At 37.5% G+C, this 17,423-nt stretch carries 13 protein-coding genes; 6 read left to right on the top strand and 7 right to left on the bottom strand.

Annotated elements, in window-relative coordinates; translation table 11 throughout:
• A partial coding sequence (locus ACTBZY_RS15400) for a multicopper oxidase domain-containing protein (RefSeq protein ID WP_463047237.1) occupies window positions 1–2,310 on the top strand: 2,310 nt, incomplete at its 5' end.
• 22 nt (window positions 2,311–2,332) lie between these two features.
• A complete protein-coding gene (locus ACTBZY_RS15395) occupies window positions 2,333–2,782 on the top strand; it encodes a DUF305 domain-containing protein (protein WP_463047236.1) in 450 nt (149 codons plus the stop codon).
• 125 nt (window positions 2,783–2,907) lie between these two features.
• Here the strand turns inward: ACTBZY_RS15395 and ACTBZY_RS15390 are convergent, their stop codons facing one another.
• The 3 genes from ACTBZY_RS15390 to ACTBZY_RS15380 all read right to left on the bottom strand — a co-directional run bounded on the left by ACTBZY_RS15390 (window position 2,908) and on the right by ACTBZY_RS15380 (window position 7,469).
• Window positions 2,908–3,489 carry a glycosyl hydrolase 108 family protein gene (locus tag ACTBZY_RS15390; protein WP_463047235.1) on the bottom strand — a complete coding sequence of 194 codons (582 nt, stop codon included), beginning with the start codon at window positions 3,487–3,489 and terminating at the stop codon, window positions 2,908–2,910.
• Between the two features lie 855 nt (window positions 3,490–4,344).
• Window positions 4,345–5,685 carry an MFS transporter gene (locus ACTBZY_RS15385; RefSeq protein ID WP_463047234.1) on the bottom strand — a complete coding sequence of 447 codons (1,341 nt, stop codon included), beginning with the start codon at window positions 5,683–5,685 and terminating at the stop codon, window positions 4,345–4,347.
• 56 nt (window positions 5,686–5,741) lie between these two features.
• Window positions 5,742–7,469, bottom strand: coding sequence for an alpha-amylase family glycosyl hydrolase (locus ACTBZY_RS15380; protein WP_463047233.1), 1,728 nt, complete (start codon window positions 7,467–7,469; stop codon window positions 5,742–5,744).
• 526 nt (window positions 7,470–7,995) lie between these two features.
• Between ACTBZY_RS15380 and pgmB the strand changes: the two genes are divergently transcribed.
• Window positions 7,996–8,649, top strand: coding sequence for a beta-phosphoglucomutase (gene pgmB / locus ACTBZY_RS15375; RefSeq protein ID WP_463047232.1), 654 nt, complete (start codon window positions 7,996–7,998; stop codon window positions 8,647–8,649).
• A 184-nt stretch (window positions 8,650–8,833) separates the two neighbouring features.
• The gene (locus tag ACTBZY_RS15370) at window positions 8,834–11,065 is read left to right on the top strand and encodes a family 65 glycosyl hydrolase domain-containing protein (RefSeq protein ID WP_463047231.1); all 2,232 of its coding nucleotides are present in this window, start codon (window positions 8,834–8,836) and stop codon (window positions 11,063–11,065) included.
• A 77-nt stretch (window positions 11,066–11,142) separates the two neighbouring features.
• Here ACTBZY_RS15370 and ACTBZY_RS15365 read toward each other — a convergent pair whose 3' ends face one another.
• Complete coding sequence (locus ACTBZY_RS15365; protein ID WP_463047230.1) at window positions 11,143–12,411, bottom strand: hypothetical protein; 1,269 nt, start codon at window positions 12,409–12,411, stop codon at window positions 11,143–11,145.
• Window positions 12,412–12,745: 334 nt separating this feature from the next.
• Here ACTBZY_RS15365 and ACTBZY_RS15360 point away from each other — a divergent pair, with 334 nt between their 5' ends.
• Complete coding sequence (locus tag ACTBZY_RS15360) at window positions 12,746–13,438, top strand: 3-keto-disaccharide hydrolase (RefSeq protein ID WP_463047229.1); 693 nt, start codon at window positions 12,746–12,748, stop codon at window positions 13,436–13,438.
• A 109-nt stretch (window positions 13,439–13,547) separates the two neighbouring features.
• Window positions 13,548–13,829 carry a putative quinol monooxygenase gene (locus ACTBZY_RS15355; RefSeq protein WP_463047228.1) on the top strand — a complete coding sequence of 94 codons (282 nt, stop codon included), beginning with the start codon at window positions 13,548–13,550 and terminating at the stop codon, window positions 13,827–13,829.
• Between the two features lie 69 nt (window positions 13,830–13,898).
• Here ACTBZY_RS15355 and ACTBZY_RS15350 read toward each other — a convergent pair whose 3' ends face one another.
• From ACTBZY_RS15350 to ACTBZY_RS15340, 3 genes are all read right to left on the bottom strand, one after another.
• Complete coding sequence (locus ACTBZY_RS15350; protein WP_463047227.1) at window positions 13,899–15,542, bottom strand: M28 family metallopeptidase; 1,644 nt, start codon at window positions 15,540–15,542, stop codon at window positions 13,899–13,901.
• A 156-nt stretch (window positions 15,543–15,698) separates the two neighbouring features.
• Entirely contained in the window at window positions 15,699–16,625 is a 927-nt protein-coding gene (locus ACTBZY_RS15345) for a sugar phosphate isomerase/epimerase family protein (protein WP_463047226.1), read from the bottom strand.
• A 143-nt stretch (window positions 16,626–16,768) separates the two neighbouring features.
• Window positions 16,769–17,423 (bottom strand): sensor histidine kinase (locus tag ACTBZY_RS15340; protein WP_463047225.1); only part of this gene is annotated, 655 nt, incomplete at its 5' end.

The following is a 17,423-nucleotide window of genomic DNA, read 5'->3' as shown; positions in this document are numbered from 1 at the left end:
ATTCCTGGGCCTACGCTTAAATTTAGAGAAGGTGGCTATGCGGTAATTTATGTCACGAATCATATGGATGTAGAAACTTCTCTACACTGGCATGGCCTACTGTTGCCAAATTTCTACGATGGTGTCCCGTATCTTACTACGCCACCCATAATGCCTGGTAAAACGCAGAAATATGAGTTTCCTCTAGTCCAATCTGGTACTTACTGGTATCACTCGCATACCATGCTTCAGGAGCAGAGTGGACTTTTTGGGTCTATAGTGATAGAGCCTAAAGAAAAGACCTTGGATTATGATAAAGAATTGGTCTTGGTATTGTCCGACTGGACAAATGAGAAGCCAAAGAATGTATTAAGAAACTTAAAGCGAGGAAATGAATGGTATGGCATTAAGAAAGGAACAGCCACGCCTTTAAATCAAGTCATAGCTAGAAAAGGTTTAGGTGCTCAAGTTAACTTTTGGAAACAAAGAATGGAAGGTGCCGACATCGCCGATATTTATTATCCAGCGTTTTTATCCAATGGAGAAATCACAAGAGATTATCCTGAGTTTAAGCCAGGAGAAAAAATCAGGCTCCGTATTATCAATGGCTCGGCATCCTCACAGTTTTGGATGACTTTTGGTGGAGTAGACCCACTTTTGGTGTCTTCGGATGGTATGGATGTGGTGCCAGTAAGGAGAAACAAAACCTTCATTGCCATAGCAGAAACCTATGATTTTATAGTGGAGGTTCCCGAAAATGGGAAAATGGAATTTAGAGCGACGGCTCAAGACGGTTCAGGCAAAACCTCTGTCTATTTAGGACAGGGAGAGGTCATAGCTGCACCAGAAGTGATGAGGCCAGATAAGATCGGAATGATGAAGACTATGGCAAAAATGGACATGAAAATGGGTGCTCCAGCCATGAAAGCTAAGCCAAGTTTAGAAGAACCCGAAAAGATGAAGAACGAATGGGGAATGCGAATGGAAGATTCCAAAATGAAGATGGATCACGCTAAAATGGATCATTCCAAGATGGATATGTCAAAAGAAGGGGACAAGAAGGTGCCAGCAGGCGATTCCAAAATGAAGATGGATCACACTAAAATGGATCATTCCAAGATGGATATGTCAAAAGATGTTGACAAGAAGATGTCAGAAGGCGATTCCAAAATGAAGATGGATCACACTAAAATGGATCATTCCAAGATGGATATGTCAAAAGAAGGGGACAAGAAGATGCCTGCAGGTGATTCCAAAATGGAGAAGGATCACACTAAAAAGGAAAGTGCTATGGATATGGACATGTCGATGAATGATGACTATACGTACGATTATCTGAAGTCGCCAGTTCCGACGACTTATGATGCTGACAAACCCGTAAAAGAAGTTTTGCTGAATTTAACGGGAAATATGTGGCGATATATATGGAGTTTGAATGGAGTGCCGCTTTCTGAGGCAGATTTGATAAAAATAGAAAAAGGGGAGGTGGTAAGAATCACCTTGAACAACTTAACCATGATGCATCATCCTATGCATTTGCATGGGCATTTCTTTAGAGTGTTAAATACTAATGGTGATTATTCTCCTTTAAAACACACGGTCAATGTGCCACCCATGCAGCAGGTGACCATTGAGTTTGATGCCAGCGAAGATGGCGATTGGTTTTTTCATTGCCACGTTTTATACCATATGATGAGCGGCATGGCAAGGGTTTACAGCTATGGCACACCTAGAGATAGCCGATTAGCTCCCAATAGCCTAAATAAAATATTGAAAGAAGGTAGCCACTATTATAACTGGGGTACGTTGGACTTCACATCGCATATGACAGAATTAAACTTGGTAAGTTCTAATATAAGAAATCAATGGAATTTGGGATTGGAGTATGGATGGAATAAAAATATGGAAGCGGAGGTCAGTTATGAACGCTATGTGTCAGACTACTTCAGAGTTTTCGTTGGCGTCAATGCAGAAAACGAAAGTGAAAATAGTCTGGACGAAATCTCGACAACTGCTGTAGCTGGTATAAGGTATTTTACGCCCTATATGTTTAATCTGGACGTCAGGTTAGACAATCAACTAAGACCAGAGATTAGAATTAGTCGTGAAATAATGATTTTCCCTAGAACCAGCATTTTTGGAAATTATGAATACAAGGCAGATTTGGGTTTTGTGAATGACTTAAATAATGAAATGGGTCAAAAGAAATCTTATTTAGGCGAAACGACATGGTCTGTAGGTCTAGACTACCTCATCTCTAGAAATTTTTCTGCCACTGCCAGTTACGATAACCGATTTGGTGCTGGTGCAGGTTTAATGGTAAGGTTTTAACTATTATTAAAAGAAGATGAAAATGAATAATTATTTAAAATTTGGATTGATGTTATGCGTGTCTTTTGTAACCATGTATGTCATCATGTTTTTGAATGCAGATGTGTTTGAGCACGTTATGCTTAGTAATACACGTACGTACATGACTGTTTTAATGATTGCCCCCATGGCTGTTTCCATGTTACTCTTTATGTGGGGAATGTATAAGAATAAGAAGGCCAATTATGCCATTATTGCAGGGGCAGTCATCGTTTTTACGGTGGTGTTGAGTATGCTAAGACAGCAATCTTATATTTCGGATGTGCAATGGATGAAAGCCATGATTCCACATCATTCTTCGGCTATAATGGTAAGTCAAAAAGCCGACTTAAAAGATCCAGAAGCTCAAAAGTTGGCTTTAGATATCATAGAAGCCCAGAAGAAGGAAATTGCCCAAATGCAGGCTATGATTGATAGGCTGGAAAAAGACTAAACTGGAGGTAGTCCATTTTTTATGAAGTGTGGAATACCTAAATGGCGTCAAAGTGCTAAAACGAAAAAAGCCCATCACTCCTATGAGAGACGGGCTTTCGGTTGACTCGCTAGAGTCGTGGCTTCTTAAAGCCTAACATGTCTAAATTTTCTTTCTATCGAATCGGGTAAACTGACGTCCGAAAGAGCTATAGTGCCATAGGCATTACGCATAATAAATGCTTTTGCTCGGGTAATCCATCCAGGATTTTCCCCAAAATGACTTCTAGTTTTGTAGTAGAGCACCCTATACTTTACAAAAGGGTTTACTATTTGCTCTGCAAAATAAAAGCTATTCGCATGCTTTACATCGTCAATTGTTAAAATACCGTCTTGTTTAACGCCAATAATAGCTTCAAAAGCTTTTATGTTGGCGTTGTTCTTACCGGAGCCTGCATTTATGATATGATCTATAAACACTTCGGCTACTTCTTGGCTCCTAAAAAGGTCTCCATGGAAGCGATCCCAGTAGTTTTTACGGTGAATATTCAGGGCTTCAGATTTTGTAAAATCTTTTTCGCCCCAAATCGGCTTATGGATACCATATCCAGCACCTTCAAAATGCAACAATTTTGGAGCATATTTCTCGAAGGAGGCCGCGTTAACGTTAATACAAAAAAATAAAGAACTAACTGTTAAAAGAAAAACGTTTATACGTCTTTGATTCATACAATTTATTTGGTTGGTATAACCTTACCACCGCAATACTTAACTCGCGGTTCGACAGTCTCTGACTGCAAATGTTTTTGTTGTGTTTGGATTATTCTAATGCCTTTAAAACGATACAAAGATACTGATATATTGCATGGTATACAAGAAAAATTATAAGTAAACGGAGTTGAAATGTCTATAGTATACTTGTAATAAGTGTGTTATGTCGAATATGGCTGTACCTCCAATCTGTGAATAATACAATTATAACTGGAATATCTCTATTGGAAACAGAGCTTTAAAATCTGTTTCCGATGATATTATTTTAATATTGACTGTTTTTTATGTAACGTATGGGAAGAATGGGCAAATTTCCTCACATGTTTCGAATAAAGGGTCTTTGTAAGAATAATATTTGGCGATGAAAGCTATAATTCTGTCTTTTGAGCTATTATTGAGCCCTAAATTGTAAGTGGAATGTAAAAATTGTTGTCCTTTTATTGACTTACAAGCCGTTTAGATATCATAAGGAAATTAATATTGAAAATGTGCAAATTTTATACGATAACTTTCGGGAAGAAATGATACTTACAGCTTATGATAGTTCAAATGAATCCGAGAGCACAAAAGCAGCAATTCCTTAGCAATAAATAAGGTACTTTGAGCCACCACTAGAGCCAGACAAGTATATAGGTGGATATATGACTAGATTTCAGGTAGTTTGAATGGGTAATAAGCTATCTGATCCTACATTTGGGATGAAAGAAGCTCACTATTTTCTACAGACTTTTAATTAAAGCTTATAGGCTTAAGATGATCGACCTTTAACTCAAACTTATAGAAGAGCCTAATGAGAGACTTTTTAGGTTCAGATTAAGCCGTCACCATTTCATCTTTGTCTTCTACAAGTGTGGTGGCTAGTGCGGCAAGGAGAAAACAAATACCACCTAAAACTAGACTGTATATGGCTTGATTATCGAAAAAGGTTTTCAGGATAGGTCCACCAGATAAGGCATTGACGATCTGTGGAAACGTGATAAAGAAATTGAAAATCCCCATATAAATACCCATCTTTTTCGGTGGAATAGAGCCCCCTAAAATAGCATAGGGCATAGCCAAAATGCTGGCCCAAGCTATACCAATACCTATCATAGGTATGATAAGGAAGTTTGGATTACTGATAAAGTAAATGGATATCAGACCTATTGCTCCGCAGATTAAAGATAGGGCATGGGTATTTTTCCTGCCAAATCTTTTAGCAATGCCAGGAAGCAAAAAGGCATAAAAAGCCGATACTAGATTATAAACACCAAAAAGTACACTAACCCAATCGGCAGCTTCATTAAAAATAAGGGAGTTTTTGTCGTCGATAGGCAAACCATAGGTATGCTGAGCAATAGCAGGGGTGGCAAAAACCCACATAGAAAAAAGACCAAACCAAGAGAAAAACTGCACCAAACCAAGCTGACGCATGGTTTTAGGCATATTTTTAAAATCAACGAAAATGTCTGATATGCTGGATGTTGTTTCTTTAGTTATTTCCTTTGTTTCAAAACTGGCCATTTGCTCTAGCGTATACTCAGAAGTTTTTACGACCGTCCAGATAATGCTACCCAATAAAAATATGGCTCCTATCACAAAAGACCATATCACATTTACCGCTACACCACCCTCCGTATTTCCTGTAATGTCAAACCAATTGGCCAATACGTAAGGTAGCCAAGAACCAATAACAGCTCCGATGCCTATAATAACCGTTTGTATGGCATAGCCTTGTGTTCTTTGGTCGGAGTTAAGTTTGTCAGCCACCAAAGCCCTAAAAGGCTCCATGGATATATTAAAGGAGGCATCCATGATCATTAAGAAACCGGCTCCGACCCAAAGTGCCGGAAGATATTTTACAAACAAATCTGCATTAGGCATTAATAGAAGACCTGCAGATGCGATAATGGCTCCTACCAAAAAGAAGGGTCTCCTTCGGCCGAGTTTTGTCCAAGTTTTATCTGAAAAATAACCAACCACCGGCTGAACCAACATTCCCGTTAGCGGTGCTACGATCCAAAACCAAGAGAGCTCCTCTACATCTGCACCAAAATTTAAAAGAATTCTACTGGCATTCCCGTTTTGAAGGGCAAAGCCCATTTGAATTCCCAAAAAGCCAATACTCATATTCCATATTTGAGCAATGCTTAGATTTGGTTTGTTGATTTTCATTAGGTTTAGATGGGGGTTAGTTTCACTGCTTTAAATATATGCTTAAAAAATGCACTTTACTTTATTTCGAATATTTGCCAGCTATTTTCTTTTAATGAAAGTTTTATGGCCTTTTTAGTATCGATTTCTTTAGCTTTAGTTTTTACGTCTAGTTGTTTTAAAGGCTGAAGCTTTATTTTATCTTGGTTCAGTCCCATCATGCCATAGGCTAAGTCAGGAACTTTTAAATCAATATTATAAGAGTTATTTAAATCGAAATTAAAGACGAAGAGGAGTTTTTGCCCTTCACTATATCTCAAAAATGAGTAAACCTTGGTATCGTTATATTTAGGGTTCCCTTGGTTAACGTATTGCAAATCGAAGAACTTTCCTTTCGCAATGGCTGGGTTCTCTTTGGCTGTTTCGTTAATGAGCGTATATGCTTTTCTAAGGGCCTTTTCTTCAGAAGTTAATTTATCAAGATTCCATTTGCCATTGTTATTCCATCTTGCCATTTCTTCTAAACCCCAGTAATCGAAGATGCTGGTTCTCCCATCATCGCCTTGAAAACCTTCGGCACCATTGGGTTTAATTCCTATCTCTTGACCGGCATATAGCATCAGCGGGCCATCATGTAAATAAGCCGAAAGAGCCATGGCTGGTAAGCCTATTTTCGCATCTTTCGCAAATTCTTTTGAGGTAATACGCTGTTCGTCATGGTTTTCAAGAAAACGAAGCATATGATTGGCATATTCACCAGATTCATTTTGCCAAACTTTGGTGATGTCATTGGCATTTCCATGCCCTTCCATGAGTCTTCTTAAGGTATCATACAGACCCACCTTGTCGTAGAGGTAATCAAAGCCCCCCTTAAAAATATAATCTTCATAAAGGGCTACATCATAAATTTCGGCAATGAAAATAACCTCCGGAAATACCTTTTTCACTTCTGAGATAGCGTAAGTCCAAAACTCAAGGGGTACCATTTGAGCCATATCACATCTAAAAGCGTCAATGCCTTTTTCCGCCCAAAATAAAAGCACTTCTTTCATTTTCAGCCAAGTGTCTGGTATAGGGTCAAAATGAGTTTGTTTGCCTTTTTGATAATCTACACCATAATTTAATTTAATGGTTTCAAACCAATCGTTGATAGTCGGCTCGGCAGAAAATACGTCATTTCCAGTGGCCTTTGCTGGGCTTTCCACATAGGCATTATCTGCCTTTACTGGCGATTTGACCTCAGAAGGAACTTTGAATTTAGTTTTTGGCAGATAGTAGAAGTTGTTATTTGGGTCAAAGCTTTTCGTATCGTCGTCATCAGAGCCAAAATCAACAATGCCTTTTGGCTTACTGTCCGAGTGATATTCTCTGGCGACATGATTAGGTATAAAATCAATAACCACCTTAAGGCTTTCTTCGTGGGTTCTTTTAATCAAATCCTCATATTCAGCCATTCTGTTCGGCACAAAGGTTGCCAAGTCTGGGTCTATGTCGAAATAGTCTTTAATAGCATAAGGTGAGCCTGCTTTTCCCTTTACTACCAGCGGGTTGTCTTTTTTTATACCAAACTTAGTATAGTCAGTCATGGTGGCGTGTTCTATAACGCCCGTATACCATACATGAGTTATTCCTAATCCTTTAATGCTTTTTAAAGCATTTGTATTGATATCCTCAAACTTTCCAACGCCGTTTTCTTCAATATCTCCGTAAAACTTGTTTGTAATATTGCTATTGCCGAATGTTCTGGTAAATATCTGGTAGATAGTTAGTTTGTCGGTATTTTTTCCCTTTAAGCCTTTGGCCATTTTAGTCTCTAATGTTTATGCAAATAAACCTACAGCGGGTTTATGTTATTAAAAAAATTTAATTAGTGGCTTTTCGCCAAAGTTAAGATTTCATTTTATGTATGAAAAGTTTAACCCAAAATATGTATTTGAACAGGGTTAATGAGTTTTTTGAAAGGAAATAAATCAGCCATTTTAATCATAAAGCACGGCCCAGCATATGATGACGGAATAAGAAATGGATTTATACTACCTGTATCTTGTGAAATGATAGTCATATAGATTCTATGAAATATAGCTTGTAATTAAACATTGACATGATAATTATAGACCGAGAATAATTAAAATAAATTAATAATAGGTCTTAAAATTGGCGTTTAAAAGCGTGATTATATAACAATTAGAGTAAAATATATCATAATTCTACATTCTGTCGAAACATAATATTGCAAAAGAATCTTTTTACAGAGAAAATCAGTTTTAATTGTATCTTAGGATAAGTAGTAAATAACTACGATAACATTAAATGAAGTGAACAACATTTAACATGATTAAGGGAATACTATTTGATTTAGATGGTGTAATAGTAGATACGGCGGTTTATCACTATGGTGCATGGAAAAGAATGGCTAATGAGCTAGGGTTTGATATTGACGAAGCGTTTAACGAAACGCTAAAAGGCATCAGTAGAATGGATTCTATTGATAGAATATTGGCCAAAGGCAATATAGCGTTGAGCGAAACAGAAATATTGGACTTGGCTGCTAAAAAGAATGTGTGGTACGTAGAAAACGTCAATGAAATGACCTCTGCCAACATTATACCTGGAATAGAAGGTATTATTGACCAAATAAAATCTCTTGGTATGGGTATGGCTTTGGGCTCTGCAAGTAAAAATGCACCGGTTATATTAGAGAAGGTAGGCCTAATTAATAAGTTTGACGCTTTAGTGGACGGAAATTCGGTGTCAAAGTCAAAGCCAGATCCTGAAGTTTTTATTAAAGGAGCTAAGGCTTTAGGTCTTAAAAATGAAGAGTGTCTGGTAGTGGAAGATGCATTCGCGGGTATAGAAGCCGCTCATGCCGCAGGAATGAAAGCCATAGGAATTGGGCAAAAAGAAAATTTACCCAATGCAGATCTTATCTTGGAGTCTTTTGTTGGCCAAGATTTGCAAGAATTGTTAAAAACTTTACAAGCATAGTTCTATTATTTGCTGAAAATGAGTAAACTCTGATTAAATTAGAATTTTATTCAGCTTAATAGCGTTTAGGTCGATGAAACACGAATTACGAATTGGAAAAAGCAAAATGAGATTATTTTTAGGATCATTTTCGAATCTTTTTTAAAAAAGATTCGTCTAAATCTCATCTTAATTTAAAACTAAAATGAAAAATTATATAAAACACGACGAGTGGTGTGTCATAGAAGAAGGGTTTCACCCAGAATTCAATGAAATCACGGAGTCACTGATGAGCCTCGGAAACGGCCGCATGGGTCAGAGGGGAAGTTTTGAAGAAACATATACAGGAAAGAGCTTACAAGGTAATTATATAGCAGGAGTTTGGTTTCCAGATAAAACGAGAGTAGGGTGGTGGAAAAATGGATACCCAAACTATTTTGCCAAAGTAATAAATGCCACCAATTGGAACGGATTATCCATCCAGATAGAAGGTGTTGAATTAGATTTAGCCGAATGCGAGATACTTTCTTTCTGGCGAACATTGAACATGAAGGATGGTACACTTAAAAGGGTGTGTACGGTTAGGATGGAAAATGGAAATGAGGTACGGATAGAGTCGGTTCGTTTCTGTAGTATGTCTCATGACGATGCTGCAGTTTTAAGCTATTCTATTACGCCTTTAAACTTTGCAGGAACTGCAAAGATTACCACTTTCTTAGATGGTGATGTCACGAATAGAGACGCCAATCATGGCGAGCAGTTTTGGGATGAGATTCATAAGGAAATTATTGGTTCCGAGGCTTATTTGACCTTAAAAACCAAGGAGTCTCCTTGGGACAATGTTCCAAGGTTTACCATCACCACTGGAATGAGTGTTAAACTCTTTCAAGGGGATAAACCAGTGGAATTAAAATCTTTACCAGTAAAAAAGGAAAAATATGTTGGGGCCACTTATGAGGTACCTTTGGTACTGGATAAGAAGACCACTATTCAGAAGTACGTTTGTAATCTTTCTTCTGAAAACCATGCTCCTGAAGATCAGCTAGATAAAGCACAGAAATATTTAAATGAGATTTCTCATTTGGGATTTGAGGTTTTGCTTGGCGACCATAAGAAAGCATGGGAAAATAAATGGAAACATAACGATATCCAGATAAAGGGTGATATTGCGGCCCAACAGGGAATTAGGTTTAATATTTTCCACTTACAGCAAACTTATACAGGCGAAGACTCCCGATTGAATATTGGGCCAAAAGGCTTTACGGGAGAGAAGTACGGTGGTGTGACCTATTGGGATACGGAAGCCTATTGTATACCGTTTTACCTGGCTACGGCGGACCCAGAAGTTTCAAGGAACTTACTTGTTTATAGACATAATCAGCTTCAGAAAGCGATAGAAAATGCCGCTTTACTTGGTTTTAAAAATGGTGCCGCACTGTATCCGATGGTGACCATGAATGGTGAAGAATGTCATAACGAATGGGAGATAACTTTTGAAGAGATTCATAGGAATGGAGCAATAGCTTATGCCATTTATGATTATATCAACTATACAGATGACAAAGCGTATTTGTCGGAATATGGTTTGGATGTATTGATTGGTATTTCACGTTTTTGGGCTCAACGCGTAAATTGGTCAGAGAATAAGCAAAAATATGTACTGCTTGGTGTTACAGGCCCTAATGAGTATGAAAATAACGTCAATAATAACTGGTATACCAATTATATGGCAAAGTGGACTTTAAAGTACACTTTGGAAGCTATTGATTATGTCAAAGAAAATGGTGCCATAAAACCAGAACTTAACTTTGATGAAGCCTCCGAGACAGCCCTTTGGAAAGATATCATTGAAAAAATGCATTTTCCTTATGATCAAGGAAGAGAAGTGTTTTTGCAGCAAGATGGCTTTTTAGACAAAGAGTTGCTATCTGTGAACGACATTGAGGAACACAGACCAATTAACCAAAAATGGAGTTGGGATAGGATCTTGAGGTCTTGTTTTATTAAGCAAGCAGATGTTCTTCAAGGAATGTATTTTCATGAAGATGACTTCACCAAAGAGGAATTAGAAAGGAATTTTGACTTTTACGAGCCAATGACGGTTCATGAGAGTTCGCTTTCTCCATGTGTGCATACTATTCTGGCTTGTAGATTAGGAAGGATAGATAAGGCCTATGAAATGTACGTACGTACAGCTAGGTTAGATATAGATGACTATAATAACGACACAGAAGACGGTCTTCATATTACTTCTATGGCAGGAACGTGGATGGCGGTAGTTAAAGGATTTGGGGGAATGAGAGTGAAAAATGGTGAGCTTTCTTTTAATCCGGTGTTACCAAACGACTGGGAGTCGTACGCTTTTAGAGTAGGCTTTAAAGGAGTGCTGAAAGAAGTAAATGTTACCAAATCTGGGGTAGAGATAAAAGATTTGTAAAAGAATCAATTCCAGTTTAAACAAAAAATCTGTCAAGCTTGCTTGGCAGATTTTTTTATGCCAAACCATTTCAAATTTTATTGGCAGCCATCACCTTTTGCTTCCTTTTTCTCTTCCACAAAAGTCTTTTTGTATTCGGATATGGTTTGCCCCAAAACCTTCAAGCCATAACCTCCTTCCACCACCATTTTTACATAACCACTTTTACAGAGTGGTCCCCAATTTAGACTAGAGCCCGTTGTAAAGCCGGTATGCACATAGGCGAGTTCTTGGCCCGCTATGTTTAGGCTTACCCTTGGAAAGGCTACGCCAAACTGCACGTCAATAGGCAGTCCGATATTGGCAGCGGAGTCAAAAGTGCCATCCGTGATATCTTTATTGCCCAGCTGGGCGGTAGTGTTTACGGTAGTTCCTTGGTATTCAAAGCCCGCATCGGCAGATATGCTGAGCTTACTTTCTGCTGTGGCTGAAGATTGTGCATCTGGAATGGTTAACTGAGAAACGAATTGAATTCCGATATCGATGGAGACGGGTATGGGTAAAGGGACTGGGCCACTAGGCGTAGGAATAAATCTTATGGGTATACTTAAGGCCACTCCAGGCAGTTCTAAACTATGTGACCCAGAAGTACCTCCGGCAGCAGAAAGGCTTAGTTTAAGGTCGGCCGTAATGCCTTTATTGTCTGCAGTGAAAGTTGCTAGTTTACCATCTTTAATGGTAATCTTTGTTTTTTGATTAGGAAGTTTAGCGACACCTTCTGCTGTAAAAACGACCTTGGAACTTCCTCCAACTTTCTTTACCATTTGCATGGTAAATCGACAAGCATTTATTTTTCCGTTTTCTAAAATCGGTTCAATGATGACTTTATGGTCTATGCCTCCATGGCTAATTGAAAATTCCAATGGGTTTTCTGTAAGTCCATCTAAGGTAGAAACACTTTTTCCTCCAATTCTCAAAGAAGAAGCTTGGTTCCATTCCGGCGTGATATCCCATGCTATGGTACCATTCTTTATAACGTCTGTGAGTGCGGCATCTTCCGTTTTTATGGAATAGTTTCCGCTATTTTTTTGAATACCACTTACTTTTCTCATGACCTGACCAGTCACAATAATCACTTCACCTACTTTGGGTTCTTTTTGGAACTTACTGGCATCAAAAGTATACGTTTGAGAGGCGGTGTCTATCGCTAAAAGAGCATGAGTATCTTCTAGAAGTATAGCTTTTTCGGTATATTCTACGTTATATCCTAGGTCGTCTGACAAAACGGGTCCGACTTCTTTTTTGTCACCACAACTGGCTATAAAAAGGAATAGAAAAACAATAGAAATTTTGATGAGATGTTGCATTTTGAAGTATATGATTCGTTGTTTGGAGCCCATAATCTAAAACGATTACATAGATTTATATACCAATGTAGATAGGCTTTGAGCAGGCTCAAAATATGTGTCAGTTTAAACAATGAATGTTTTATTTTAAGGTATTCGAGGAGCTCATAAGGGTATAAATAAAAAAGACAAATAGCTGCCCGATATCTTCTATATGAAATCGGTTTTGGGGTTTTATACCGGTTTGAGATTAGAAAATAAAATAGTTTTGTAGGTATGGAAGTTGATCAGGTGATAGACTTATGGGAAATTGCTAATTTAACGGTTCAATCATTATTACATAACCAATTTCAAAATGAAAAAACAGGTTTTCTTAGGCTTAGCTTTACTAATAGGAGCTCAGTCTTTTGCTCAAAAAGGTAAATGGGTAAAATTAACGGATGGTAAAACTTTCAATAATTGGCATATTTATAACCATCCAGGTGAGCCAGTAAGTGGAAAATGGACCATCAGCGAAAAAGCATTTGTATTTGACCCAAAAGGAACAAGCGAATGGAAAGTGAACGATTTAGTTACAGACAAAAACTATGAAAACTTTGAGCTGGAATTAGAGTGGAAAATAGAGAAGGGTGGTAACAGCGGTATTTTTTACAGCGTTAAAGAAGACGAAAAAATGCGTACACCTTATGTAAGCGGTCCAGAAATTCAAGTACTTGACGACGAGAATCACCCAGATTCTAAAAATGGTAAGAATGGAAACAGAAAGGCGGGTTCGCTTTATGATATGATCCCTTCTAAATCTAAAGCAAAACCTTATGATAACTGGAATAAGGTAAGAGTTGTAAGAAATAATAATACCGTTTCCATATGGCAGAACGGCGAATTTGCGGTAAGCTATCCTACTTCTGGTAAAGAATGGGATGCCATGGTAGAGGATAGCAAGTTTAAAGGCTGGAGTGATTTTGGAAAGTACGCCTCTGGAAAAATTGGTTTACAAGACCATGGTAATGTCGTTTCTTTCAAAAATATTAAAATCAAAGAGCTTTAACCCGGTTTAAGATTTCCTGAAACGATATAGAATTGAGAAGCCTTTTATGAAAGGCTTCTTATTTTTTGATAATTTAATCCGTCATTATAGATCAAGATAACTCCGAATTATGATAACACTAATAGCCACTATTACAGCCAAAGAAGATTGTATTGAAGAATTAAAAGCAGAGCTTTTAAATTTGGTAAAGCATACTACCCAAGAGCAAGGCTGTATTCAGTATGTTTTACATCAAGAAATAGAGCAGCCAAACATTTTCAGGTTTTATGAGCAGTTTAAAGACCAGTCAGCTTTTGAATTCCATGGCAGTCAGCCATATATTAAGGCTATGGCCTCGAAATCTCATTTGAATGCGAAACCAACGGTTTTAACTTTTTTGAATTTGGTTTAAAACGTGGTCCATCCATAAAGAAGCCCTTCATTCCTATGACGAATGAAGGGCTTCTTTATAAGATAAAGTTTATTTTTTTGTCATTTTGTTACCAAAGAAATCTCCTGCGTTCCAAGTGGGAGGTTTGATTTCATTGGCCACTAAAAAACCAATTAGAAAATCAACTTTAACATGAGTGGCTGCGGCATTAAAATCGAAATCTTGATTCATGTCATCTTGAGGTGTATGATAATGGGTTCTTCTCCACATCACATCAGTAACAGACCTATCCAAAGTATCAGAAGGTACCGTCATAAAGCCACTTTTGATGAATAGGGCAGGGATTCCCTTTCTGATGAAACTATAATGGTCACTTCTAATAAAGATAACTTGCTCAGGAAATGGGTCTGGACTGATTTTTAATCCGAGAATGTCTGCTGCCTTTTTAGTCTGTACACCTAAACTAGAGTGAACTGCTCCATAGGGTACAATATCCAAAACCGGATGGAAGAAGAAAGGCATGTCCATCGCTATGTTGGCCACCATTTTTTCTTTACCTTTTGGTGGGTTATTGGCTAAATAATCAGAACCCAGTAAACCAGATTCTTCGCCGGTTACTATCGCAAATAATATAGAACGTTTTGGCTTTTCTTTTAAAGCTTGATAAGTTTTGGCTATTTCTAATAAAATGGCCACGCCCGAGGCATTATCATGGGCTCCGTTATAAATAGAATCTCCATTAATGGCTCTGCCAATTCCTAAATGATCCACATGTGCTGCATACACCACATATTCCTCCTTAAGTTTGGGGTCTGTTCCTTCAATTTCTGCTAATAGATTATGACTTATGATAAGTTCGGTTTCCGTTACCACTTTCATATTGGCAGAAAGATTTAAAGGAAATGAGATAGACTTACCTTCATCAAATAATCTTAACACTTCATTGAATTTCTCGGAAGTGTTGGCAAAAATCTTATCCAGGTTCTGATTGTTAAATAAGGCTGTGACTTTTATTTCTGAATTTGAACGGGCTGCTTTTCCATCGCTTTCTTGCCATTTGTATCCACCGTTTCTAGATCTACTAACAGAGGATGCCCAGGTTCTACGGGTATTGCTAGGATGCATAAAATTAATAACACCCACAGCTCCATTTTCAATGGCCACTTGGTATTTAGCTTCTCCTCCGGCATAATATGCTCTTTCGCTATTAGGGAAAGTGGATGGAGCGTCATTTATAAAAACCACAATTTTGCCTTTAACATCAATGCCTTTATAATCGTCGTAATCAAATTCTGGAGCAGTTATGCCAAAACCAACAAAAACTAAAGGGGCGGTAACTTCTGAAATGGATTGGTCATAATAAGGGGATAGGAGAAAATCTTCTTCAATGGTGAGTTCCTCTTCTATTCCTTTGTTTGTTATACTCATGCGGCTTTTACTCGCATTTTGAGTGGCATGAAGCAGTGGTACCTCTTGATAATAGCTTTTGTCATTAGAAGCTGGTTTTAATCCCAAGGAGATAAGTTGAGACTTGACGTAGTTAGAAGCTATTTCAAAACCTGGCGTTCCAGGGCTACGACCCAATAATGCATCTTCCGAAAGGAAGGTCATGTGAGCCTTTATAGCGTTTGGATTAATGGTTTCTAGAACAGGATAATCTTTGACAGAACGCTGGGCTAAGGCCGTTTTCTGTAAAGCCAATAAAGCTAAACAAAACAAGAAAACATTTTTCATAAATTTGGGTTAAGAGTTTCTAGATTAATGACAGTTTAAAATAAAGTCATTAGTCTTTTTAACCCAAACATTAATTTGTTATATATTGTTTTAGTGCAATTTCTGATTGGTATTGTGGCACAAATTGAAATTAAAGTTCTTTTTAGTTAGAAGCTACTATTTTTTAGAAACCTTTTCCCATGTTCTTTCTGCAAGTGCTCTCGTTTTTAAAATACCTTCTCTGGATGAAAGGTTTTTTCCTTCGAATTCTATTCCAAAATATCCATTATAACCAGAATCCTTAATCACTTCGAAAAACTTTCGGAAGTCCATGGTAGATTCGTTTCCTAGAGCATCGAAGTCAAAGGCTTTAACACTAATGCCCTCTGCCGAACTTATTAGCTCTGAGAAACCTTGGTAGTAGTCATATTCTTTAATGCATGGGCTACTCCATAAATCACCCTGCTCTCTTTGGTAGCACCAATTATGAAAATCATCAAGGCTTCCAACATTCTTATCAGAAAGTTTTAAAATAAGCTCTGATAACCATATCCCGTGACTTGAAATACCACCATGGTTCTCAATAATGATCTGTACTCCTTGAGTGTTAGCATAATCTGCTAGAGCTCCAATCCCTGCTATACTTTGAGTCATCATTTCCTCTGGGGTTCCATCTCCATGTGCGTTCACACGCATAATAGGACAGCCCAAATATTTTGTGGCGTCTACCCATTTTTTTCCTAAGGCCACTGCTTCATTTCTTTCTTGAGGATCAGAGGCACTTAAGTTCCCAATATTATCAACTTGAATCATTAAGTTTTTCACGCCAGCACTTTTGGCAGCAAGATTAAGGCTGTCTAAAAAAGCAAAGTCTTCAACTTTGTTTTGAAAAAACTGACTCACATATTCTACAGCTTCAAAATTCATTTCACCAGCCGCTTTAACAAAGTCAACGGTTGTCATCTCTCCGCCAAAAAGTTCTCTATTGAAGGACCACTGAGCTAAAGAATATCTGGGTTTTACCGTTTCCTTAGTTTCTGATTGACAGGAAATTAGACCTAAAATAGTTATAAAAAGAAGAGATAAAAGCCTTAAGATATGCATTACTTTTTGGGTAGTTTTCTGAAATCTACATGCTTTTTCCTTGGTATCAAATCTATGGAAGAACTTCTTAGAATTACAAGTATGAAGTTAAAGCTGATCTGGAAATCACATGGTCTTTCAAATTTCAAATTTTACATTTAAATCTAAAGCTCAACGACCTCTTTTATAGAAGGTTTTCCTAGCGTAAAGACAAACATTGCCCCTCCATCGAGTTTGGGTTCCATGGCTACTTTGCCACCATTCCTTTCCACAATTTTATGAACCGTTGAAAGGCCAATGCCACTTCCAATCTTACTGTAAGAATCTTTTTTTGCAAGACTATTCATTATTTTTTTAATGCGTTCCGGACTTTTCGGTTCAATCTTCAGTCCCATGCTAGTTGAACTAAATCTATAGCTAGTTTCATCTTCTGAAATTAATATTTCAATCTTAGTTACTTTCTTTTCTGTTTGCTTTAATGTGCTTGCTATTAAGTTAATAATAAGTTGATTAGTGGCTGTTTTATTGGCAAATATTTCAATTAATTCAGAATTTAAGATGATTGATAATTCGTCTGAATAGTCAAACAAATCTTCTATTTCACTGACTAATCTACTCAGATTTACCCAAGATTTTTCTTCTTGATTTAGACTTTCCTTTTGATTGTACTCCAATAGACCCGAAATTAAGTTCTTAAGTTTATTACTTGTATTTCTTATACTGTCAAGCATATCTATCCCATCTTTACCTATTTGTATACCAAACTGTTGAGATAAGATTTGGGTCATTGATGAAATACTAACCAGCGGTGTTTTTAGG

This window comes from Arcticibacterium sp., assembly GCF_055134445.1.
The sequence above is the reverse complement of the archived record's forward strand: the minus strand, read 5'-3'. Positions and strand labels throughout refer to the sequence as shown.

What these genes read in the sequence shown, in the direction of transcription:
- ACTBZY_RS15395 (WP_463047236.1), top strand. Translation starts at nt 2,333, where the DNA reads ATGAATAATTATTTAAAATTTGGATTGATGTTATGCGTGTCTTTTGTA.
- ACTBZY_RS15390 (WP_463047235.1), bottom strand. Translation starts at nt 3,489, where the DNA reads ATGAATCAAAGACGTATAAACGTTTTTCTTTTAACAGTTAGTTCTTTA.
- ACTBZY_RS15385 (WP_463047234.1), bottom strand. Translation starts at nt 5,685, where the DNA reads ATGAAAATCAACAAACCAAATCTAAGCATTGCTCAAATATGGAATATG.
- ACTBZY_RS15380 (WP_463047233.1), bottom strand. Translation starts at nt 7,469, where the DNA reads ATGGCCAAAGGCTTAAAGGGAAAAAATACCGACAAACTAACTATCTAC.
- pgmB (WP_463047232.1), top strand. Translation starts at nt 7,996, where the DNA reads ATGATTAAGGGAATACTATTTGATTTAGATGGTGTAATAGTAGATACG.
- ACTBZY_RS15370 (WP_463047231.1), top strand. Translation starts at nt 8,834, where the DNA reads ATGAAAAATTATATAAAACACGACGAGTGGTGTGTCATAGAAGAAGGG.
- ACTBZY_RS15365 (WP_463047230.1), bottom strand. Translation starts at nt 12,411, where the DNA reads ATGCAACATCTCATCAAAATTTCTATTGTTTTTCTATTCCTTTTTATA.
- ACTBZY_RS15360 (WP_463047229.1), top strand. Translation starts at nt 12,746, where the DNA reads ATGAAAAAACAGGTTTTCTTAGGCTTAGCTTTACTAATAGGAGCTCAG.
- ACTBZY_RS15355 (WP_463047228.1), top strand. Translation starts at nt 13,548, where the DNA reads ATGATAACACTAATAGCCACTATTACAGCCAAAGAAGATTGTATTGAA.
- ACTBZY_RS15350 (WP_463047227.1), bottom strand. Translation starts at nt 15,542, where the DNA reads ATGAAAAATGTTTTCTTGTTTTGTTTAGCTTTATTGGCTTTACAGAAA.
- ACTBZY_RS15345 (WP_463047226.1), bottom strand. Translation starts at nt 16,625, where the DNA reads ATGCATATCTTAAGGCTTTTATCTCTTCTTTTTATAACTATTTTAGGT.